The following is a 21,202-nucleotide window of genomic DNA, read 5'->3' as shown; positions in this document are numbered from 1 at the left end:
ACGATAACGGGGCCTTGGTGGCCCCGGTTCTCAAGCTAATGGATCTATTTTTCCGCCGTTTGATCGCGCAAGTGACTGACCTGCGCTTGCAGCTCGGGCCACGGCGCTTTCCCCGCATAATTTTGCCGCAGATAGTTAAGCAATTCGGCGATCTGTCTGTCGTTCAGGTTATGGCGAAATGCCGGCATATAGCCCAGGTTGCTATTGGCCGGGCGTTGAATGCCGTCCAGCACCACCCGAATGGCATTGTCCGGCTTATCGGCATACAGGTTGGTGTTCAGCGCCAGTGAAGGTCGAACGCCGATCAGCTGAGCCCCCTTTTCCTGAGCATGGCATGCCATACAGGCACCGGAGAAAATACGTGCGCCTTCCGTGGTTAACGGCTCGGTCCGCGACTCGGCCCATTCATTCAAACGTTTGGCTTCCGTCACCTTAGACTCGCTCGGATGATAAGTGCGCAGATAAGTGGCTATGGCCTGCAAGTCTTGCTCCGGCAACCGCGAAAGCCCCTCTTCGATCACCGGTGCCATCGGCCCGGCTGCCACGCCGTGATTTGCCGAATACCCAGTGCGCATAAAGCTGAGCAAATCATCTTGTGTCCACTCCAGCGGTGCCAAAGAGCTGCCGGTTAGCGACGGAGCAGTCCAGTCTTCCGCCACGCCGCCGCTCAGGTGTTCAGCGCCGCCTTTCTCGCCAAACATCAGGTTGCGCGGCGAGTGGCAGGCGCTGCAGTGGCCAAGGCCTTCAGTCAGATAGGCCCCGCGATTCCATTCGGCGCTTTGTGTCGGATCGGCCTTCATGGCGCCAGGCTTGAGGAACAGCCAGTTCCAGGTGACGATGCCCTGGCGAATGTTAAACGGGAAACCCAATTCGGTGGCCGGCGGCTGATATTTCACGGCCGGTTGCGACATCAGGTAGGCGTACAAGGCCTGCAGATCTTCATCGCTGGTGCGGGTAAACGCCGTGTAGGGAAAGGCCGGGTAGAGATAGTGCCCTTCGCGATCAACCCCATGACGCATCGCTCGTTCAAAGGCGGCATACGACCATTTCCCAATGCCGGTGTCGTTATCCGGAGTGATATTGGTGCTGTAAATGGTACCGAACGGAATCTCCATCGCCAATCCGCCGGTATTGCGCTCGCCGCCGGGCCGGGTATGGCACACCGCGCAGTCGCCGAGATCGGCCAGCACTTTCCCTTGGGCGATCTGTTGCTGACTAAAAACGTGATGATCCTTTTCCTCCAGCGGCGCTATTTCTGATTGCCAGCTGGCTATCGCCCCAATGACCACGGTGGCAACGACCGTCAGACTGCCCCAGCCGGCGATTTTCTTTATGCTGCTCATAGTGACTTATCCCTTTCTGCGCTGCCGGAAGCCTGCTGTTTTAACGCCTTTACCACTCGCTCAGGGGTAAAAGGCACCTCTCGCAGACGCACGCCCAGCGCGTCGAACAACGCATTGGCGATCGCCGCTGCGCTCGGCACCGAGGCGGATTCTCCTGCCCCCATAGAGGGTTCATCCGGATAGTCCAGCAGTTGGATATCAACCTGCGGTAACTCGTCAAACCGCAGGATCGGGTAACCGCCCCAATCCAGCGACGTCACGGACGCAGAGTCAAAGGTGACGAACTCTTTCAGCACCCGGCTGGCGGACTGAATGATATTGCCGTGCACCTGGTGACGAACCCCTGCCGGGTTGATGATGCGGCCGCAGTCATGGGCAACGAAGATTTTATCCAGCTTGATCTGACCGCTGTGGCGATTAACGCTGAGATCGCACACCCAGGCCGCCCAGGCGGCACCAAACCCAGGGAATTTACTGTGGAAATAACGCGCATAGGCAAAGCCGCGTCCCGTCACCCATTCAGGATCGCCGGACACCGGGCTGCGGTAGGCCGGGCCATCCTGCCAATTGGCCTGCTTTTTCAACGCTTGAATCAGCGCCACGGCACGCGGATCTTTCAGATATTGCAGGCGGAACGCGATCGGATCCTGCCCGGCTCGCCACGCCAGTTCATCAATCCAGGATTCGTGGGCGAACACATTGGGTAACGCCGAGACCCCACGCATCCACGAAGCCCGCACAATCGGCGCCGCGTCCTGGCACACTACCCGCATATTGGGATATTCATATTGGGGAATGGCGGTTCTGTCCCCCATCTGCTGCACGTCTGCCCGATTGGGCACTTTACCGGCCAGTACCAGTGACAACGTCACAGCATTGTTTGAAGGGTAGCTGGTTTTCAGTTCGTAAGCCGCCACCTGATTGTGCTCATCCAACCCGCCGCGGACTCGCATCAGTTGCCCGGTGCCCTTGGGCTCCCAACCCGCCTCTTGTTCACGCATCAACTGCACCCTGACCGGCTTGCCGGTGGCCTGCGATAACAGCGCAGCGTCAGCGGAGACGTCATCGGCACAGTTGCGACCGTAGCAGCCGGAGGCTTCCATGCGATTGATATGGACCTGCTCTGGCCGCCAATCGAGCAAATGAGCGATGTCCTTACGCAAATCGTGAGGATTTTGCGTGCCAGACCAGATTTCTGCGCGATCGCGACCGACGTCGGCCACCGCACAGGACGGGCCGATCGACGCGTGTTGATGGTAAGGCCAGACGTAATCAGCACTGACCTCGGTATGCAACGAGGCCAAAGCGGCATCGACCCCGGCATCATCACGCAGCACGCGATCGGTTTTGGGGTTTTCCACCAGGGCCTTATGCAATCCTGTAAGCGAAAGATCGGGTAAACCGGACCAGGGACGCCAGACGGTTTTCAGTTGCCGCATGGCGGCAATCGCCTGCTCTTCGCGTTCGGCGACGATACCGATGAAATCGTTAATCACCACCAGTTTTACGATGCCAGGCAAATGGGCAATGGAGTCATGGTCAACCGACAGCAGGCCGCTGCCCAACGGGGCGCTGCTGTCGGCGCCGATATAAGGCGGGCGCACCACTCTGCCATGCAGCATGCCCGGCAGGCGGAGGTCATGCACATAGGTCAGTTGGCCGGTCACCTTGGCCGGGATATCCACCCGCGGCACCGCCTTACCCACGTAACGGCTCTCCGCCACGCTCTTCAGCCTGATGGTTTTATCCAGGGCCACCTGTAAATTTTGCCCGCGGGCCAGTTCACCATAGCTCAGACTGACGTTGGGTTTATCCCTCGCAAATACCCGGCCATTTTCAGCCTGCAGGCGTTCCAGCGGTAACGCAAAGGCCTTTGCGGCCAGCGCCAGCAGCAATTGCCGCACCTGTGCGGCTGCCTGGCGCAGCGGTATAGCGGTCACCTGAATCGTGGCGCTGGCGATGGTCGGCCCCTGATCCGGCGTGCGCTGGGTGTCACCCAAAATCACCGTAACGTGCTCGAAAGGTACGCTGATTTCATCGGCAACAATCTGTGCCAATGCGGTGCGAATACCGGTGCCGAGATCCACATGGCCGTTAAAGGCGGTGACACGGCCATCGGCGGTCAGGCCGATAAAGCTGTCCACGCGATCGAGCGGCAGATCGCCGCCTACCACTGGCGTCGTTGCCAGGGCATTAAGCGACACAGGCAACAGGCTGCTGACCATTACCAGGCCACCGGCCTGCAACAGGCGGCGGCGCGTTATTTCCAGGCGGCTCATGCTTGCCCCCTTTCCGCCAACAGCTGACGGGCTTTGGCGGCAGCACGCAGGATCTCAATATGGGTGCCGCAGCGGCACAGGTTATAAGCCAGCTCATTTTTTATTTCTTGTTCATCTGCCTGCGGGTTTCGCTCAAACAGAGCAACCAGCGTCATGATCATACCGTTGGTGCAATAACCGCACTGCGCGGCCTGCTCATCGATAAAGCCTTGTTGAACCGGGTGCAGCCCCGCCTCGCTCAGGCCTTCCAGCGTGGTAACGGATTTGTTGAGGGCACCGCTCAGCGGCAGCGAGCAGGAACGGGCGGCAACGCCGTCGATCAGTACCGTGCAAGCACCGCACTCCCCGAGGCCACAGCCATATTTGGGGCCATTCAGGCCCAGATCGTTGCGTAACACGTAGAGTAGCGGCGTTTCGGGTGAAATGGCGCCCAGCGCGACCATCCGGCCGTTTATTTTTATTTCCATGGTGAATACATATCCTTAACCAAACGGATTTCTCCGTAATATCACTGCGGTGAATAATTCGCAGCATGCTAATTATAATCATTAAAAGACTTTCTAATGTTAAGGGTATGTAGTGCCAATTGCTTTAACGAAAAGTGGGTATTTATCATCAATTTCGAGTGGCATTAGAGCAGGACGTAGTGATTGCGCACCCGTCGTTGACGGAGGGATCTACCGCGTACGGTCTGCTGGCGACCAACGTGGAAACCCGTGCAGCGCATGAAACTGAGAGGAAGTAAGTGGCTGATTATTTATCTATTAATTCGACTAACTAAGCCATATTCGGCATTTCACACCCGAAAATATTTTGCTTATCATCATGATCTGTCTCTGAGGTTTGCTTCAGGGCCTGTCTACCGGAATTTTTGTCCTTGTTTTGTTCGTCGTGAACGCTCGGCCGCACCCAGGTGCGGCTTTTCTTTTTGTTGCCTCCCCCCGCTTGTTACGCACCCATGTTACCCATCCGTTAAATGACCAGGATCTGCGCACTCAGCCTGATTTTCGCTCGCAATACGGCAGTTTTTGCTGCTCTTCCCCGGTGACAGCAACCCTTTTCCTTCCGTCGATCACATTACGGGTAACACAGTTTTTTAACACTCTTCAGCGTGATATCTGTCGCAAAACCGCCTGCCGAAAACCGCTTTTATAGCAATACGAAGTAACGCTATTTATTGACAGGTGAAACCATGACGACCTCTACATCCAATGAAGTGCTGTTGATTGCCCCAGTAATGGATAACCTGCTGGCCCGCCTTGAGGCAGCCTTTGTGGTACATCGGTTATATGAACAAGAGGATGCGGCCGCTTTTCTGGCCGAAAAAGGTGCGGCCTTCCGTGCGGTCGTCACTCGGGGGGATATTGGGGTCGAGACGCCAGTGCTTGAACAATTACCCAACCTCGGGCTGATTGCGGTGTTCGGCGTAGGCACTGACGCGATTGATCTGAATTACACCCGTAAACACGGCATTGCCGTCACCATCACCTCCGGCGCCTTGACGGAAGACGTGGCGGATATGGCTCTGGGATTGTTGCTGGCTACCGCTCGTCAGCTGTGCCACAACGATCGTTTTGTGCGTGAAGGTCGCTGGCTGAAAGAGGCGCCGGGCCTGTCGGTGCAGGTCAGCGGCAAACGGCTGGGCATTTTCGGCATGGGCAATATCGGCCGCGCCATCGCCCAACGCGCCGCCGGTTTCAATATGCGTATCCAATACGCCAGCCGCACGCAGGACAGTTCGCTGCCCTATCGCTATTTCCCAGATCTGCTGGCTTTAGCGCGGGAAAGCGACTTCTTTATCATTGCTATTTCCGGCGGTAAAGACAGCGCTGGCCTGGTGGACAAGGCGGTATTCGACGCCCTGCCTTCCCATGCCCTGGTGATTAACATTGCTCGCGGCAGCATCGTTAATGAACCCGACCTGATTACCGCCCTGCAAAGTGGCGCCATCGCCGGTGCCGGGTTCGACGTTTATGCCCACGAACCCGAGGTTCCTGCAGAACTGATCGCCATGGAAAACGTGGTGCTGCAACCGCATATCGCCAGCGCCACCCAGGAAACCCGGCAAAAGATGAGCGATATCGTGTTTACCAACGTTGAAGCTTTCTTCAACCGGGCGCCGCTGCCCCACGCCATCGAGTAACTGACGCGTTTTCTTTTCGATTTTATTACCGCCGAATCACAGAACCTCTTCATTGAGAGGTTCTCCCTGCGCCCTGTAAAGAGAGATCGCCATGGATAATAAAATACCCAACACCCGCTGGCTGCGGGTTATTGCCCCGATCCTGATCGCCTGCATCATTTCCTTTATGGACCGGGTTAATATCAGTTTTGCGCTGCCCGGCGGTATGGAGAGCGACCTGGGCATTACCAGCCAGATGGCCGGGCTGGCCAGTGGCATCTTTTTTATCGGTTATCTGTTTTTGCAGGTTCCCGGCGGACGCATCGCGGTCAACGGCAGCGGCAAGCGCTTTATTGCCTGGTCCCTGTGTGCCTGGGCGGTGGTGTCAGTTGCGACCGGCTTTGTCACTAACCACTATCAACTGCTGGTATTACGCTTCGTATTGGGCATCTCTGAAGGCGGTATGTTACCGGTAGTGTTAACCATGATCAGCAACTGGTTCCCGGAAAAAGAACTGGGCCGCGCCAACGCCTTTGTCATGATGTTCGCCCCATTGGGTGGCATGCTCACCGCCCCGATCTCTGGCGCCATCATTAACGCATTCGACTGGCGTTGGTTGTTTATCATCGAAGGCCTGTTGTCGCTGGTGGTATTGGCCGTGTGGTGGCTGCTGATCAGCGACCGCCCACAGGAAGCGCGCTGGCTGCCGGCCCGTGAGCGTGACTATCTGATAACCGAACTAACGCGCGAACGGCAAGAACGCAGCAAACTGCAACCGGTCAGCAAAGCACCACTGAGAGATGTCTTCCGTAACAAGGGCTTGATGAAGCTGGTGCTGCTGAACTTTTTCTATCAAACCGGCGACTATGGCTACACCCTGTGGCTGCCCACCATTTTAAAAAATCTGACCGGCGGTAACATGGCCTCGGTCGGCTTCCTGGCAATCTTGCCGTTCGTCGCCACGCTGTTGGGGATCTACCTGATTTCAGTGCTCACCGATAAAACCGGCAAACGCCGCCTGTGGGTGATGGTTTCATTGTTCTGCTTTGCTGCGGCGCTACTGGCTTCGGTGGTGCTGCGTCATAACGTGGTGGCGGCCTACATTGCGTTGGTGGTGTGCGGCTTCTTCCTCAAAGCCGCTACCAGCCCGTTCTGGTCCATGCCTGGGCGTATCGCCTCGGCAGAGGTCGCCGGCGGCGCACGCGGTGTGATTAACGGTTTGGGCAATTTGGGCGGTTTCTGCGGGCCTTACCTGGTGGGCGTGATGATCTACCTCTATGGCCAGAACGTAGCGGTATGCGGTCTGGCAGTCTCACTGATCATCGCTGGCATCATCGCCTGGCGTTTGCCGAAGGAATGTGACCTGACCGGCAGTGAACCGACGCACGACAAACTGCTGGACAACGCCAAACGGGCCTGAATAACAACGAAAACCACGAGCGGGCTACGGCAAAATTTGCTATGTTAGCCCGCTGATTAAGGTCTGTTGTTACTCGCTGGATTAGGTCTATGTTTACCCATAAAGCAATCGCCGAACTCAATGCGCTGGAATTGTTGGTTTATAACTACATCACCAAAAACAAGAACCCGGTGATGTATATGACCATCCGCGAACTGGCCGAGGCCGCCGGGGTATCCACCACTACCGTACTGCGCTTTTGCAAGAAAATGGGCTGCGACGGTTACTCCGAATTTCGCATCCGTTTCAAGCTGTATCTTGAGCAGACCGAAGCACCGCCGATGGATTTTGGCACCAGTGAAATCATCAGCTTCTTTAAAAGCATTAACAACGACGAATTTAATCAACTGTTAGATCAGGCGGTGCAGCATATTGCCGCTGCTGAGCGCATTATTTTCGTCGGCGTCAGCACTTCCGGAGCATTGGGGAAATACGGCGCGCGTTTCTTTTCCAACGTTGGAAAATTCAGCACCCATATCGACGACCCTTATTATCCCATCAATAGCGACATGTATAAAAGCGCGGTCGCAATAATACTTTCGGTGTCTGGAGAGACCGAAGAAATTTTGCGCCTCGCCAGCCAGTTCAGCCTGCACCACTGCAAAATCATCAGCATCACCAACAACGAAACCTCCTCGCTGGCACGCATGGCGGACTTTAACCTCTCTTACCACGTTCCCCCGCAGTTGATCGCCGGGCAACACAATATCACCACCCAGATCCCGGTTATTTACATTATCGAAACCATCGGCAAGCGGCTGGGGCATATTAATTACGCAAAATAAAACAGCCTGTTTTTTTAATGTGACACGTCACCTGAGTGGTGATTTGTTATATCGTGACATTCAATTCCAGCTTGCTACTATATTCTCATTCCGGCAGTTCAGTGCTTTCTGATAATAATCCGATGAGAAACCTACGATGAAACAACAACAGTTACCGAAAGATTTTCTGTGGGGCGGCGCCGTGGCGGCGCACCAGGTTGAGGGCGGTTGGGATCAGGGCGGCAAAGGCCCAAGCATTGCCGACGTTCTTTCGGGCGGCTCTCACGGTGTGGATCGCGTTATGACCGACGGCGTGCAGGAAGGCTATCGTTACCCTAATCACCAAGCGGTGGACTTTTACGGCCGTTACAAGCAGGACGTGGCGCTATTCGCCGAAATGGGCTTTAAATGCTTCCGCACCTCTATCGCCTGGACGCGTATCTTCCCGAATGGCGATGAGCTGGAGCCAAACGAAGCCGGTCTGCAGTTTTACGACGATTTGTTTGATGAACTGCTGAAATACAATATCCAGCCGGTGATCACCCTGTCCCACTTTGAAATGCCTTATCACCTGGTGAAGGAATATGGCGGCTGGAAGAACCGAAAGGTGGTCGATTTCTTCGTACGCTTCAGCGAAGTGGTGCTGCGCCGTTATCAGCACAAAGTGAAATACTGGATGACCTTTAATGAGATCAACAACCAGAGCAACTACCAGTATCCGCTGTTTGGCTACTGCTGCTCCGGCGTGGTGTATACCCAGGAAGAGAAACCGGAGCAGACGCTGTATCAGGTCTTGCACCATCAGTTTGTTGCCAGCGCCCTGGTAGTGAAACTCGGTCACCAGATTAACCCGGAATTCCAAATTGGCTGCATGCTGGCCTGCGTCCCCTTCTACCCGTACTCCTGCAAACCGGACGACGTCATGTACAGCGTCGAAGCCATGCACTCGCGCTACCTGTACACCGACGTACAAGTGCGCGGCTACTATCCGTCGTACCTGCTGCGTGACTGGGAGCGCAAAGGCTTCCAGATTGAGATGCAACCGCAGGACGAACAAACCCTGCGCGAAGGTTGCGCGGACTACATCGGTTTCAGCTACTACATGAGCAACGCCCTGCAGGCCGATGCGGTGAGCAGCGACAACGAAATGTTCAGTTTCCCCGGTAACGTCCCGAACCCGCATGTCAAAGCCTCCGACTGGGGCTGGCAAATTGACCCGGTCGGGCTGCGTTATTCGCTGAACGTGCTGTACGAGCGTTACCAGAAACCGCTGTTTATCGTTGAGAACGGCTTCGGTGCATTCGACAAGGTAGAGGCTGACGGCCAGATCAACGATGATTACCGTATCGACTATCTGCGCGCGCACATCGAACAGATGAAAAAAGCGGTCATCGAAGACGGCGTGGACCTGATTGGTTACACCCCGTGGGGCTGCATTGACTGCGTGTCCTTCACCACCGGTGAATACGGCAAGCGTTACGGCTTTATCTACGTCGACAAACACGATGATGGCACCGGCACCCTCGAGCGCTCGCGCAAAAAGAGTTTCGACTGGTACCGCACCGTGATCGCCAGCAACGGCGAACAGCTTTAATTCCGGTATTTTCATCAGGGCGGTTTTACCGCCCTTTTTCATGCCCACGCTATAACCTCATGCGGTATCGGTAAAACATTACCGTCACCGCATAACAGCGGCGTAGCCTGTACGGCTAGGGGGTCATAAACTTCTCATAGTTCTGCGGGGTAACCAGTTGGAAAGGAATAAAGTTCACATCTTTGATAGCTTCCCCCTTTGCCGCTTGCTCCGCCATATCGACCGCACCGTAGGCCTGTGATTTAGCATCCTGGAACACCGTGACCGTCAGCATGCCCTTTTTTATCGCCTGCAGGCCATTTGGTCCGCCATCGGTTCCACCAATAAGAATATCTTTACCGACGCTCTTGCCATTACTTTTAATCGCCATAGCTGCGCCAATCGCCATTTCATCAGCATTAGAGGAAAGAATATCGATTTTGTCGCCTGACAATATCCAGTTGTTCATCAGATTCATGCCATCTTCACGCATCCATTTGGCCGTGTCCTCCAGAATGACGTGCATGTTGGGATTCTTGGCAATAATCTCTTTCGCCCCTTGGGTTCTAAAACGAGTGGCATCGTTACTCAATAACCCTTTCATAATGGCGACATTGACGCTTTTACGATCCTTGACCAGCTCAGCCAGGTATTGCATCTGCAACCTGCCGGCTTCAATCTCGTCGCTGCCGATATAGCTGATGCCATTGCCCATGGTGGAATCCGAGGGCATACGATTAAGATAAATCAGCGGTATTTTGGCCTTTCTGGCGGCCTCGGTAATATTTTTGGTGCCCTGGGTATCGACCGGATTAACAATAATCACGTCCACTTTCCCATTGATGAAACTCTGCACCTGACTCAGTTGCTTATCTACCGCCCCCTGGGCATCTTCAAACTGCAATTTTAGATCCGGGTGTGTTTTTGCTCTTTCGATAATGTAGCCGCGTAACCTCGAGAGAAAAACATCATCCATTTGGGCAATGCTGACGCCAACCTGCACAGCAAATACCGAAGGGCTGAGCGATAGCAATGAAAGACAGAGTAAGATAATTTTCTTCATAATCGTTTTCCCATTAATGGTGAATAGCGTGTAATTTCAGTACGAAGGGTTAATTATTTACTGCTATGACATTGCGTTGGCCTGTACGGCATAGCTAACGCAGGTGACGCCGCCCGTACGTCAGAACAACCCAAAAGGGGCTGCCATACGAACGGACTCGTCAAAGTGCGATCCAGCTTCGTTCCGCGGATGAGCGTACCGCAGCGTCCACCAGACGCTGTATTTCAACCGCCTCTTTAAAATCTGGCCCTTGTGTATCTCCCCGCTGAATTGACTGAATGAACTCAAGCATTTCAATGGTTTTTAGATCGTTGAACCCCAGTTGGTGCCCCGGAGCCGGACAAAAAAGCCCGTAAGGCGCGTGCTCCGGCCCGGCAACCAGCGTTTTAAAGCCGTTCAGGCCGCTAGTGTCGTCATAACGGAAATACTGGATTTCGTTAAAACGTTCCTGATTGAAGCTCAGGGCCCCCTGGGTACCGGTGACTTCAAACCCCAGCTGCATTTTATGGCCCGTGGCGACCCAGTTGGCCTCGATATGGCCACCGCAACCGCGGGCAAACCTCAAGGTCAGACGCGCAATGTCGTCAACCTCTACCGGTTTCAGCACCCTCGAACCCGCGCTTTCCGGCCGAGCTTTAATCACCGTATCGAGAGAGGCGAACACTTCGCTTACCGGGCCGAGCAAAAATCTGGCCATACCCAGAATATGGCTGCCCAAATCCGCCACCGCGCCGGCCCCTCCGGCCGGATCTAACCGCCACGACCAGGGGATTGCAGGATCCGCCATGAAATCCTCCGCGTGGATCCCCCTAAAGCCGGTAATCTCGCCTAAATCGCCGTTGGCTATCATCTGGCGAGCCAACTTCAGCAACGGGTTTTTAATGTAATTGAACCCCACCTGGGTGAAGACACCGGCTTTCTCTGCCGCAAGGCGCATTCGCTCAGCGGTCTCGCTGTCCGGTGCCAAGGGCTTTTCACAGTGCACATGTTTCCCCGCCGCGATGGCGGCAAGGGCCTGTTCGGCGTGAAACCTGTTTGGTGAGGTTATCGAAATAACATCAATATCCGGATCATCGATCAGATCTTGCCAGCGTTGGGTCCAGCGCATAAAACCAAACTGCTGCGCGGCGCTTTCAGCCGCAGCGGCGTCAATATCCGCCACGCTGATTAATACCGGCTGAATATCACCGGAAAGCGTGGCAGCGGCACGCCAGGCTCTGGCGTGCGATTTCCCCATAAAGCCGGTGCCAATAAGTCCAATACCGATTTTTTGCATCGCCATTCTCCTCAATCCAGCGCCACAGCCGCATGAGTGTCTGCGGAAAGCTGAGCGGCATCCGCCAACCTCAAGGCCATGCAACCGTCATGCACCGTGATCGGCATAGGTGTGCCCTGCTTAATTGCCAAGATAAAAGCGTCTATTTCCAGCCGGTAGGCATCGCTATAGCGCTCCATGAAGAAGTTAAGCAATGGCCCACGCGCTTCGGTTTCTTGCTTGCTATAACGTCTAACCGGAGTCGCCCGCAGGTTGTCATTCAACAACATCCCCCCGGAACCGAACACCTCCATACGTTGGTCATAGCCATAGATTGCCTGGCGACTGCAGTTGATCTGACACTGTTTGCCTGAGGCGGTGCGCAATTGCACCATTACAGTGTCATAATCGCCCAACGCCTCCAGTTCGGGGGCGAACAGACGGCTGCCGGTTGCAAACACCTCCACCGGCTCTTCGCCCAGGATCCAGCGGGCAAGGTCAAAATCGTGGATCACCATGTCACGGAAAATTCCTCCCGAGTTTTTCAAATAGCCCATGGGCGCCAATCCAGGATCTCGACTGGTAATGATCACCTGATGAAGGTCGCCAATATCGCCACTGCGGATACGTTGGTTAATCTCACTAAACCCCAGATCAAACCGGCGATTGAAGCCCAGCATGACCTGACTGGCATGCTCGCCCAGTGCCCTTTGCGCCGCATACGCCTTGGTGATATCCAAATCCACCGGCTTTTCGCACAGCACCGCCTTGCCGGCTTTAGCCGCGGCCAGCATCAGATCAATATGGGTATGCGTGGGTGTGCCTATGATGACGGCATCAATATCAGGGTTTTGAATGGCTTCAAGCGGGTCCGCTAACGCAACGCCCCCCCAGGCCGCGGTCAACGCTTGGGCATTTTCGATAACAGGGTCTGCAACAGCGGCAAGAAATGCATCGTTATGACGAGCCACATTCGCCGCATGTACCTGACCGATACGCCCGGCGCCGAGAATCGCAATTCTGATCATGACAGTCTCCATAAGAAGTCAGTTATTTATGGCCATGAAGCTTCAGGGCCTGCTGATTAACCACCAGTCCGCTCTCGAGCTGACCATTGAAAAAATCGAGGATATTGGAGGCGGCCGACACTGACATTCGCATCGCCGCCTCTGCAGTGAGCCCGGCAGAGTGTGGCGTGAGGATCAGCCGTTCAGTTTGCGCTATCAGTGTCGAACCGAGGTTTGCTGGCTCCTGTTTCAGCACGTCTAAACCGGCGCCGCCGAGATGTCCGCTTTGCAAGGCTTCCGCGAGCGCCTCTTCATCGACAATTCCCCCTCGTGCGGTGTTGATCAACAGTGCGCCCGGTTTCATCATCGCCAACTGCTGTCGGCCAATCAGCGGTTTCTCGTCACTGAGTGGAAGGTGAACAGTGACCGCATCGGCGGTCTTCAGCCCTGTGCTGATGTCACCCATTCGTTCAACGCCGAGCTGGGTAAACACCTCGTCTGGAAGATAAGGATCGTAGGCCGTAACCCGCATGCGGAAACTTTTAGCCAACCGGGCCACCTCCCTGCCAATACGGCCGAAACCCAGGATGAAAAGCGTCCTTCCGGCCATTTCCATCGCGGAAAACCCGTTGCGTCTGTTCCATTCACCTTCACGAATACTGCGGTCGAAGTAACAGAGACGCTTAGCCAAAGCCAACAGCAAGGAGAAGGTATGTTCAGCCACCGACAGTGAATTGACATCGCCGATAATGGTCAGTGGGATCTGTCGTTCGGTCAAAGCCGCCACGTCCACCGAGTCATATCCCACGCCATGGCGCGAGACGATCCTGAGTCTCCGAGCCGTCTGGATTTCTTTCGCGCTCAAGGGTTGGGTGCGAATCAACAATGCATCGGCCTCGGCAAGATAAGGCGCGTAACTTTCCACGCTCACTTCCGCCACCAGCTGTACCGTAAAGCCAGGTGCGTTGCATAAGATGGCCAAACCGGCATCGTGGATTTTTCCGGCCACCAGTACATGCGGCATTTCAGTACCCTCCCCGAACGGCGTGCTCTGCGTCTTTGACTTCGCCATTCAACTGACGAAACTGCGCCACGCTGGCTGAAGCCGCGGACCGCAGCAGTTGTACGTCGTTGGATACCGTCACCAGGTCAAAGCCCCATTCAGCGGCTTGCGCGGCATAGGCGGCAGTGCCGTTATGCAACCCTGCCTTCTTGCCTGCACGATGCGCAGTGGCCAGGATATGCTTTATGGCTTCGATGATTTCGGGCTCGTCTCGGTCAAACCCGGTACGGTATTTTCGTCCGGTCAAGCCAAGCGTCAGATCCGCCGGGCCGATGTAAACGCCGTCCAGACCTGGCGTAGCCACAATGGATTCGATATTTTCAACGGCCTCGGCCGTCTCGATCATAGCCAGACAGACCACCTGCTCATCGGCGAATTGACCATAGTCAGCGCCGGCAGAAATCACCGCACGGGTCGGGCCGAAACTCCGGCTGCCAGTGGGGGGATAACGCACGCAGGAAACCAGGGTACGGGCCTGTTCGGCAGTGTTTACCATCGGGCAAATAATGCCCCAGGCCCCGGCATCCAGCGCCTTCATGATCATGCCCGGTTCGAGCCAGGGCACCCTGACCAGCGGGGCTATACCGCTGGCGCGCATCGCCTGCAGCATATGGGTTGCCTGTTCGTAACCGACAAACCCATGCTGGAGGTCTATCGTGAGCGCATCGTACCCCTGCTCAGCCATAATCTCGGCGGTAAAGGCGCTGGCAACGCTCAGCCAGCCGTTCAACACCGTTTGCCCCTCATCCCAACGCTTTTTGACGTTATTGCGTTTCATTGCGGCTCCTTAAACCACGATCTGTGCAAGTTTGGTGTTCATGTAGTCGTGGATACCTTCTGAACCCCCTTCACGTCCCATACCGCTGGCCTTGATTCCCCCGAACGGCACTTCAGCCGCTGCCAGCGCATAGCTGTTGATCCCCACCATGCCGGACTCGAAGCGAGAAACGGCTTCGCGGATCCGAGCCGGATCTCGCGTAAAGGCATAGGCCGAGAGCGCAAAATTGGAATTGTTAACCCTGTCCCATAAGGCTTCGCTGTCGCTAAAAGAAGTGATTGCCGCAATGGGGCCGAAATTCTCCTCAGCCATTGCGAGCGCATCGTCGGGTAAATCGGCAATCACCGTGGGCGCATAAAAATAGCCCCCGCCAAGTTCAAGACGATGCCCGCCAGTCACCACTCTTCCGCCTTTGGCGCGCGCGTCGGTAACAATGTCTTCGATCGCGTGAAGCCGTTTCATGTTGATAAGCGGCCCCATGGTGGTGCCTTCATCGAGCCCATAACCCACATTCAGCTGGCTGGCTCGCCGAGCAAAGCCTTCCACAAAGGCCTGATAGCAGTGTTCATGAACATAAAAACGATCGCCGGTTACACACACCTGACCACTGTTGGCAAATTTCGTGGCAACTGAGAGATCTAGCGCTTTATCGATATCGGCGTCGTTAAAAATGACTACTGGCGCATTGCCGCCCAACTCCATGCTGAGCCGCTTGATGGTTGATGCAGAATCGCGGATCATCTGCCGACCGATTTGCGTAGAGCCAGTCAGGGAAACCTTCCTGACCGTTGGCGATGACATTAAAGGCCCATAGGTGGTTGCGGTCGGCCCCACCACCAGGTTGGCGACGCCGGCCGGCAGCCCAGCCTGACGCAAACATTCGAAGATCAGCATCGCGGAACCCGGTACTTCACTCGAAGGACGCAACACCACCGTACAGCCTGCGGCAAGTGCGGGGGCCAGTTTGCGAGCCACCAATACCACCGGGAAATTCCAGGCGGTGAACGCCGCCACCACGCCGATCGGCTCATGCAGGACTTCGCAGCGGCCTGCGGGAACGCGACTTTCGACAATTCGCCCATAGATGCGCCGCGCCTCTTCCGCATGCCAAATAAACTGATCGACAGACAGCTCCCATTCACGTTTTGCCTGCGCCAAGGGTTTGCCACTTTCTTTCGAAACCATCACTGCGGCTTCTTGCGTTATCGCCACCATGGCACGCGCTACCGCCTGAAGCAGATCCGCGCGTTGCCAGGCCGGTGTGTTTTTCCAGCCGGGAAATGCTCGATCGGCACAGTCCAACGCAACCAGCGTATCCACCGCAGACGCCGCCTTAATCTGACCCAACTCGCAGCCCTTGCCCGGGTCGATCACCGTTATCCTTTCGGTGCCACGGCCGGTACACCACTCACCGTTGATAAACTGTCCAAAATTGTCATACATGATGGGTTGTCCCTCAGCATTTTGCTTCGGCAGAGTGCCGCTAAAGCATCAATATTTGCAATACTAGACACACAGCAATAAAAGTTGCAACAACACCACCTTGGGCAAAAAATCATAATTAAAATCGATTTAAACTCAAATATATCAAGACATTAAAAATTATTTTGGTTTGAAAATTTCAATACGCACCCGTAATTGAAATAAATATTTTAGAGATGAATCACAAATCTCACGAAGAATTTTTCCCAGCCCAAGGCAAATGAGATAGAAATAATTGCATGTGAGTTTTACTTGCAATTTTTATTGCTGTAGCGTGCTGGAAAATGACTGGCTAATGCCTGGAAAGGAAATTCTGATGGTGAAAAAAACAGACCCAACTCTGGCCGCGCTTAAACCGCTACCTCATGACAATTACGAGCAGGTCGTCAACGAAATCACCCGACGCTATCCGCAGTTGTCGGAGCGCTATCAGCAGGCGGCACGCTACATAACCCAGAACCCCAATACGGTTGCTCTGGAGTCGATTAACGCCGTGGCGGCCAAATGCGGATTACATCCATCGGTGTTGGTGCGTTTTGCCCAGGCTTTTGGTTATAGCGGTTTTAAACAGATGCAGAGCGTTTTCCAGACACGGTTGGCTACGGCAGCGCCCGGTTACAACGAGCGGATCACCGCCCTGGAAAATGATCTGCGAAAAAATGATGAAAAAGGCAGCTTGGGTTTCCTGCAAAGTCTGGTCATTCGTGATATCGCAACGCTGCAGGAGTTATTGAATAACATCACCGAACAGGATCTCGATGAGACCGCCCATCTGCTGAAGGAAGCTGAAACTGTCTATATTGCCGGCCAGCTGCGCTCGGAACCTGTCGCGTCGTTGATGCGGTATCTTTTAACCATGCTCAATCGTCGCGTGATACTGCTGGATGCTGCCGGAGGACTGGCACCGCAAATGGCCAACAATATGCGGGAAAATGATGTGCTTATTGCCATAGCATTTCGCCATTACGCGAAAGAAGTGATCGCCATTGCGGATGATGCCGGTGCGCGTGGCATCCCTATTGTGGCCATTACTGACAGTCAGCTTTCACCACTGGCGAAAAGTGCAAAAGTGCTGTTTACCATACCGGAAGAAGAATACAGTTTTTCGCGATCTCTGGCGGCGCCGGTGTGTCTGGCGCAGAGCATTGCGATGGCATTGGCTGCGGCATTACAGCCGGAAAAAGCCCAGCCCTGCATTGAAACCATTACCGAGCGTGAAAAACGCAGTGAGGGGAACCGCAAGCGTCATCGCAGTTGAATCACGTTTAAAACAGACTTCTGCCCTGTCGGGATGGGAGTCTTGTCGTTTGAATTTGCAATTTTTATTGCCAATTAAAATAAACAGCAATTTAAAATGCAAAAAAAATAATCATGCTGCTTTCAGGCGTTCAATCCGAATGGGGGAAGATATGGCCAAGATTCGTTGTACAGCGGCTCAGGCAGTCGTTCGTTATCTGAGCAACCAGTTTACGGAAATCGAGGGTGAACGCGTCCCGCTTTTTCCCGGCGTGTATGGGATTTTTGGCCATGGCAACGTCACCTGTCTGGGTGAAGCGCTGGAAGCAGTACAGGATATTTTGCCAACCTGGCGCGGCCAAAATGAACAATCGATGGGTTTTGCGGCTATTGGTTTTGCCAAGGCGATGGTTCGCAGGCAGATCATGGTGGTTACCGCTTCGATCGGGCCGGGTACCGCCAACCTGCTAACCGCTGCCGGCGTCGCGCACACCAGCCGTTTGCCCATGCTGATGATTTGCGGCGACAGCTTTGCGCGGCGGCATCCGGATCCGGTAATGCAACAGATCGAGCATTTCAACGATCCGACACAAACCATCAACGATGCTTTCAAAACGGTAAGCCGCTATTGGGACCGCATCACCTATCCTGAACAAATCATGTCCTCGCTGCCGCAGGCCGTGGCCACCATGCTGGATCCGGGCGACTGCGGCCCGGCCTTTATCGGCATGTGTCAGGACGTGCAGGAAATGGCCTGGGATTACCCGGAAGCCTTTTTCGCCCCGCAGTTGCATCTGATGCCTCGTCCACGGCCCGATCGCCTTCAGCTTGCTCACGCAGCACAATGCCTGATGAACGCCAAACGCCCATTGATTATCTCTGGTGGAGGCGTGCGCTACTCACAGGCGGAAGCTGAACTGGAGGCTTTCGCGGTTCGCCATGGCATACCCGTCGTGGAAACCATTGCCGGTAAAGGCGCTTTTACGCATGACCACCCTATCCATATGGGGCCGATTGGTATTCTTGGTTCCACCTCAGCCAATGAGTTGGCTTCCCGAGCCGATGTCGTGGTCGCCATAGGAACCCGGTTGATGGATTTCGTCACCGGCTCATGGACGGTATTCGATCAACAGGCACAGTTCATTTCACTCAATGCTGCGCGCTTTGATGCGCATAAACACCGCGCTATTCCGCTGGTGTGCGATGCCCGTGAAGGGATTATCGAGCTAAACCATGCACTGGGCGAATGGGTGGCCGCACCCGACTGGTTGGCTAAGGGACGAGCGGCTTTTGCTGACTGGAACGCACTGATTGCAAAAACCCAAGAACCTGGAGTCACCGCCGATGTCCCCAGCTACGCCCAGGTGATCGGCGTGGTGAATGCAGTGGCGGCGCCGGAAGATTACATCATCAGTGCCGCCGGCGGGCTGCCTGGCGAGTTGGTGAAAGGCTGGCGTGTCAAAGATCCCGGCACCTTCGATTGTGAGTTCGGTTTTTCCTGTATGGGTTATGAGCTCTCTGCAGGCTGGGGAGCCGCCATGGCGGGCAAAAAACAGGATGTCTTCGTCATGATTGGGGACGGCACCTACATGATGATGAACTCAGATATCTATTCGAGCGTACTGTCCGGTCATAAGTTTATTTTACTGGTGTGCGACAACGGCGGTTATGCGGTGATCAACCGTTTGCAGAACGCCAAAGGCGGTGCTTCCTTCAATAACCTGCTTAAGGATTGCCGCGTGAAAGAGCCTTTCCCGGTGGATTTCGTCGCCAATGCCGAGTCGATGGGGGCTTATGCCCGCAAGGTGACCTCGCTAGAACAGCTTGAAGACGCCCTTAAATGGGCCAAAGGCAACGATCGTACCACGGTAATTTCCATTGCCACCGACGCCCACCACTGGACGCCCGGAGATGCATGGTGGGATGTCGGCGTGCCGGAAGTGAGCGAGCGCGAGAGCGTTAACCAGGCGCATCGCGAACATCTCGAAGGACGCAAAAATCAGCGTATCGGCATTTAAAGAAGGGGCAGAACATGGTTCTTAAAGCAAAGCTTGGCATCGCGCCTATCGCTTGGTCGAATGACGATCTCCCTCAGCTAGGGGGCGAAACCTCGTTGGCAACCTGCCTGTTTGAAAGCCACCTTGCGGGGTTTCAGGGCGTTGAAACGGGCGGCAAATTCCCAAAAACCAGTGAGGAGCTCAAACCTACCCTGAAATACTTCCAGCTTGAACTGGTCTCGGGATGGTATTCGGGCACGCTGCTTGATAACAGCCTGAACGAAGAAATCAGCCGCTCGCTGCCACAAATGCAACTTTTCCGCGACTGCGGTGCCGCCTGCCTGGTTTACGGAGAAACTGCCGGTACCATCCAGAACCGGCAGAACGTCCCCCTGGCTGAACGACGTCGGTTGTCCGACGCAGAAATCAGCGAGTACGGCGACAAACTGTCTCGATTCGCCGCCTTCTGCAAGGATTTCGGCGTGCCACTCGCCTTCCATCATCATATGGGCACGGCAATTGAAGATGAACAGGATATTGACCGCTTAATGGCGGCAACCAGTAAAGACGTTGGCCTGTTATTTGATACCGGACATTTGGTGTTCGCCGGCGTGGACCCTGTCAGGGTGCTGGAAAAACATGGCGATCGCATCATCCATGTGCATACCAAAGATGTCCGTTTGGATGTGTTAAACGGTATCGACCGCCATAAAGACTCTTTTCTGGATGCCGTATTGAAGGGCATTTATACCGTACCGGGTGATGGATCCATCGATTTCACCGCCGTCATTAATAAGCTTGCCGCTATAGGTTATCAGGGGTGGTTTGTGGTTGAAGCCGAACAGGATCCGGCCAAAGCGCCGCCCCTTGAGTATGCCCGTCTCGGCTATAACACCCTGTGCAAAGCGCTCAGCGCGGCAGGCTATCGCTATACAGAAGGAGATATATGATGGATCAGTTAGTCGGAAAAGTGGCCGTCATCACCGGTGGCACGCAGGGGCTGGGGGCCGCAATCGCGCGCCATTTTAGCCAGCAAGGGGCCGCCGGGGTGATTATTTGCGGAAGAAACCAGGCAAAAGGCGCAGAAATCGCTGAGAGGTTAAATGCAGAAACTGACACCCCAGTGATTTTTGTACGCGCCGATTTATCTTCCGTGGAAGACTGTCGCCGGGTTATCGCTAAAACAGATGAATTATTTGGCCGCGTCGATGTTCTGGTCAACGCCGGGGGCATGACCGATCGCGGCACCATCATCGATACGGCCCCCGAGCTGTTCGACAAGATGTTTGCCACCAATGTTCGCGGGCCGTTTTATCTGATGCAAGAGTCGATAAAAATTATGCGTCGTGAAAATACGGCGGGCAGCATTGTTAACATCTGTTCCATGTCAGCGTTGGCCGGGCAGCCTTTTATCTCCGCCTACTGTTCGTCGAAAGGCGCATTGGCTACGTTGACACGCAACACCGCCTACGCCCTGTTACGCAACCGGATCCGCGTCAATGGTCTGAACATCGGGTGGATGGCATCCGAAGGGGAAGACCGCATAATGAAGCAATATCATGGTGCCGAGGATAACTGGCTGGAAAAAGCCGCCGCCGAGCAGCCTTTTGGTCGTTTGATTCAGCCAGAAGAAGTGGCACGTACCGTCGCTTTCCTGGCCAGCGATGAATCCGGCCTGATGACCGGTTCTATCGTTAACTTCGATCAGTCAGTCTGGGGGGGGTACGATCAGACGCCCTCTCCCTCCGCCCCGCTCTGATTCCTGCTTGCCACGCACATAA

The 21,202-nt window shown here is 54.9% G+C and carries 17 protein-coding genes; 8 read left to right on the top strand and 9 right to left on the bottom strand.

The window, feature by feature from the left end; all coding sequences use genetic code 11:
* Positions 1-44 precede the first annotated feature (44 nt).
* The 3 genes from AC1RKC_RS01180 to AC1RKC_RS01170 are packed head-to-tail and all read right to left on the bottom strand — an operon-like array spanning position 45 to position 4,089.
* The gene (locus AC1RKC_RS01180) at positions 45-1,343 is read right to left on the bottom strand and encodes a cytochrome c (RefSeq protein ID WP_128865254.1); all 1,299 of its coding nucleotides are present in this window, start codon (positions 1,341-1,343) and stop codon (positions 45-47) included.
* Positions 1,340-3,622: a xanthine dehydrogenase family protein molybdopterin-binding subunit gene (locus tag AC1RKC_RS01175; RefSeq protein ID WP_493092225.1), complete on the bottom strand. Its 2,283-nt coding sequence runs from the start codon at positions 3,620-3,622 to the stop codon at positions 1,340-1,342. The genes AC1RKC_RS01180 and AC1RKC_RS01175 overlap by 4 nt, the downstream gene beginning before the upstream one ends.
* Entirely contained in the window at positions 3,619-4,089 is a 471-nt protein-coding gene (locus tag AC1RKC_RS01170; RefSeq protein ID WP_128865252.1) for a (2Fe-2S)-binding protein, read from the bottom strand. Before AC1RKC_RS01170 ends, AC1RKC_RS01175 begins: the two co-directional genes overlap by 4 nt.
* Before the next feature lie 725 nt (positions 4,090-4,814).
* Here AC1RKC_RS01170 and AC1RKC_RS01165 point away from each other — a divergent pair.
* The 4 genes from AC1RKC_RS01165 (at position 4,815) to AC1RKC_RS01150 (ending at position 9,561) form a co-directional block, all read left to right on the top strand.
* Positions 4,815-5,765, top strand: coding sequence for a 2-hydroxyacid dehydrogenase (locus AC1RKC_RS01165; RefSeq protein ID WP_493092226.1), 951 nt, complete (start codon positions 4,815-4,817; stop codon positions 5,763-5,765).
* 91 nt (positions 5,766-5,856) lie between these two features.
* Positions 5,857-7,164: an MFS transporter gene (locus AC1RKC_RS01160; RefSeq protein WP_046373497.1), complete on the top strand. Its 1,308-nt coding sequence runs from the start codon at positions 5,857-5,859 to the stop codon at positions 7,162-7,164.
* Positions 7,165-7,253: 89 nt separating this feature from the next.
* Complete coding sequence (locus AC1RKC_RS01155; RefSeq protein WP_020826964.1) at positions 7,254-7,988, top strand: MurR/RpiR family transcriptional regulator; 735 nt, start codon at positions 7,254-7,256, stop codon at positions 7,986-7,988.
* A 136-nt stretch (positions 7,989-8,124) separates the two neighbouring features.
* Positions 8,125-9,561, top strand: coding sequence for a 6-phospho-beta-glucosidase (locus tag AC1RKC_RS01150; RefSeq protein WP_493092227.1), 1,437 nt, complete (start codon positions 8,125-8,127; stop codon positions 9,559-9,561).
* Between the two features lie 115 nt (positions 9,562-9,676).
* Here the strand turns inward: AC1RKC_RS01150 and AC1RKC_RS01145 are convergent, their stop codons facing one another.
* The 6 genes from AC1RKC_RS01145 to AC1RKC_RS01120 all read right to left on the bottom strand — a co-directional run bounded on the left by AC1RKC_RS01145 (position 9,677) and on the right by AC1RKC_RS01120 (position 16,149).
* Entirely contained in the window at positions 9,677-10,603 is a 927-nt protein-coding gene (locus AC1RKC_RS01145; RefSeq protein WP_020826966.1) for a substrate-binding domain-containing protein, read from the bottom strand.
* A gap of 160 nt (positions 10,604-10,763) precedes the next feature.
* Positions 10,764-11,885, bottom strand: coding sequence for a Gfo/Idh/MocA family protein (locus tag AC1RKC_RS01140; protein ID WP_493092228.1), 1,122 nt, complete (start codon positions 11,883-11,885; stop codon positions 10,764-10,766).
* A gap of 5 nt (positions 11,886-11,890) precedes the next feature.
* The gene (iolG, locus tag AC1RKC_RS01135; RefSeq protein ID WP_493092229.1) at positions 11,891-12,886 is read right to left on the bottom strand and encodes an inositol 2-dehydrogenase; all 996 of its coding nucleotides are present in this window, start codon (positions 12,884-12,886) and stop codon (positions 11,891-11,893) included.
* A gap of 22 nt (positions 12,887-12,908) precedes the next feature.
* The gene (locus AC1RKC_RS01130) at positions 12,909-13,889 is read right to left on the bottom strand and encodes a hydroxyacid dehydrogenase (RefSeq protein WP_493092230.1); all 981 of its coding nucleotides are present in this window, start codon (positions 13,887-13,889) and stop codon (positions 12,909-12,911) included.
* A 1-nt stretch (position 13,890) separates the two neighbouring features.
* Positions 13,891-14,706, bottom strand: coding sequence for an HpcH/HpaI aldolase family protein (locus AC1RKC_RS01125; RefSeq protein WP_046373492.1), 816 nt, complete (start codon positions 14,704-14,706; stop codon positions 13,891-13,893).
* A gap of 9 nt (positions 14,707-14,715) precedes the next feature.
* Entirely contained in the window at positions 14,716-16,149 is a 1,434-nt protein-coding gene (locus AC1RKC_RS01120) for an NAD-dependent succinate-semialdehyde dehydrogenase (protein ID WP_020826971.1), read from the bottom strand.
* 355 nt (positions 16,150-16,504) lie between these two features.
* Here AC1RKC_RS01120 and AC1RKC_RS01115 point away from each other — a divergent pair, with 355 nt between their 5' ends.
* The 4 genes from AC1RKC_RS01115 (at position 16,505) to AC1RKC_RS01100 (ending at position 21,180) form a co-directional block, all read left to right on the top strand.
* Positions 16,505-17,446 carry a MurR/RpiR family transcriptional regulator gene (locus AC1RKC_RS01115; protein ID WP_142815170.1) on the top strand — a complete coding sequence of 314 codons (942 nt, stop codon included), beginning with the start codon at positions 16,505-16,507 and terminating at the stop codon, positions 17,444-17,446.
* 151 nt (positions 17,447-17,597) lie between these two features.
* On the top strand, positions 17,598-19,442 hold the full coding sequence (gene iolD / locus AC1RKC_RS01110; RefSeq protein ID WP_046375030.1) for a 3D-(3,5/4)-trihydroxycyclohexane-1,2-dione acylhydrolase (decyclizing): 1,845 nt from the start codon (positions 17,598-17,600) through the stop codon (positions 19,440-19,442).
* A 14-nt stretch (positions 19,443-19,456) separates the two neighbouring features.
* Positions 19,457-20,371: a myo-inosose-2 dehydratase gene (gene iolE / locus AC1RKC_RS01105; RefSeq protein ID WP_129982816.1), complete on the top strand. Its 915-nt coding sequence runs from the start codon at positions 19,457-19,459 to the stop codon at positions 20,369-20,371.
* Positions 20,371-21,180: an SDR family oxidoreductase gene (locus AC1RKC_RS01100; protein ID WP_020826975.1), complete on the top strand. Its 810-nt coding sequence runs from the start codon at positions 20,371-20,373 to the stop codon at positions 21,178-21,180. The genes iolE and AC1RKC_RS01100 overlap by 1 nt, the downstream gene beginning before the upstream one ends.
* Positions 21,181-21,202: the final 22 nt, after the last annotated feature.

The organism is Serratia sp. GW822-FHT06E05 (genome assembly GCF_058799445.1).
This window is presented reverse-complemented; position numbering and strand designations above follow the sequence as displayed.

Bases quoted from the DNA above. Each gene is read 5' to 3' on its own strand.
- AC1RKC_RS01180 (WP_128865254.1), bottom strand. From the start codon at position 1,343: ATGAGCAGCATAAAGAAAATCGCCGGCTGGGGCAGTCTGACGGTCGTT.
- AC1RKC_RS01175 (WP_493092225.1), bottom strand. From the start codon at position 3,622: ATGAGCCGCCTGGAAATAACGCGCCGCCGCCTGTTGCAGGCCGGTGGC.
- AC1RKC_RS01170 (WP_128865252.1), bottom strand. From the start codon at position 4,089: ATGGAAATAAAAATAAACGGCCGGATGGTCGCGCTGGGCGCCATTTCA.
- AC1RKC_RS01165 (WP_493092226.1), top strand. From the start codon at position 4,815: ATGACGACCTCTACATCCAATGAAGTGCTGTTGATTGCCCCAGTAATG.
- AC1RKC_RS01160 (WP_046373497.1), top strand. From the start codon at position 5,857: ATGGATAATAAAATACCCAACACCCGCTGGCTGCGGGTTATTGCCCCG.
- AC1RKC_RS01155 (WP_020826964.1), top strand. From the start codon at position 7,254: ATGTTTACCCATAAAGCAATCGCCGAACTCAATGCGCTGGAATTGTTG.
- AC1RKC_RS01150 (WP_493092227.1), top strand. From the start codon at position 8,125: ATGAAACAACAACAGTTACCGAAAGATTTTCTGTGGGGCGGCGCCGTG.
- AC1RKC_RS01145 (WP_020826966.1), bottom strand. From the start codon at position 10,603: ATGAAGAAAATTATCTTACTCTGTCTTTCATTGCTATCGCTCAGCCCT.
- AC1RKC_RS01140 (WP_493092228.1), bottom strand. From the start codon at position 11,885: ATGGCGATGCAAAAAATCGGTATTGGACTTATTGGCACCGGCTTTATG.
- iolG (WP_493092229.1), bottom strand. From the start codon at position 12,886: ATGATCAGAATTGCGATTCTCGGCGCCGGGCGTATCGGTCAGGTACAT.
- AC1RKC_RS01130 (WP_493092230.1), bottom strand. From the start codon at position 13,889: ATGCCGCATGTACTGGTGGCCGGAAAAATCCACGATGCCGGTTTGGCC.
- AC1RKC_RS01125 (WP_046373492.1), bottom strand. From the start codon at position 14,706: ATGAAACGCAATAACGTCAAAAAGCGTTGGGATGAGGGGCAAACGGTG.
- AC1RKC_RS01120 (WP_020826971.1), bottom strand. From the start codon at position 16,149: ATGTATGACAATTTTGGACAGTTTATCAACGGTGAGTGGTGTACCGGC.
- AC1RKC_RS01115 (WP_142815170.1), top strand. From the start codon at position 16,505: ATGGTGAAAAAAACAGACCCAACTCTGGCCGCGCTTAAACCGCTACCT.
- iolD (WP_046375030.1), top strand. From the start codon at position 17,598: ATGGCCAAGATTCGTTGTACAGCGGCTCAGGCAGTCGTTCGTTATCTG.
- iolE (WP_129982816.1), top strand. From the start codon at position 19,457: ATGGTTCTTAAAGCAAAGCTTGGCATCGCGCCTATCGCTTGGTCGAAT.
- AC1RKC_RS01100 (WP_020826975.1), top strand. From the start codon at position 20,371: ATGGATCAGTTAGTCGGAAAAGTGGCCGTCATCACCGGTGGCACGCAG.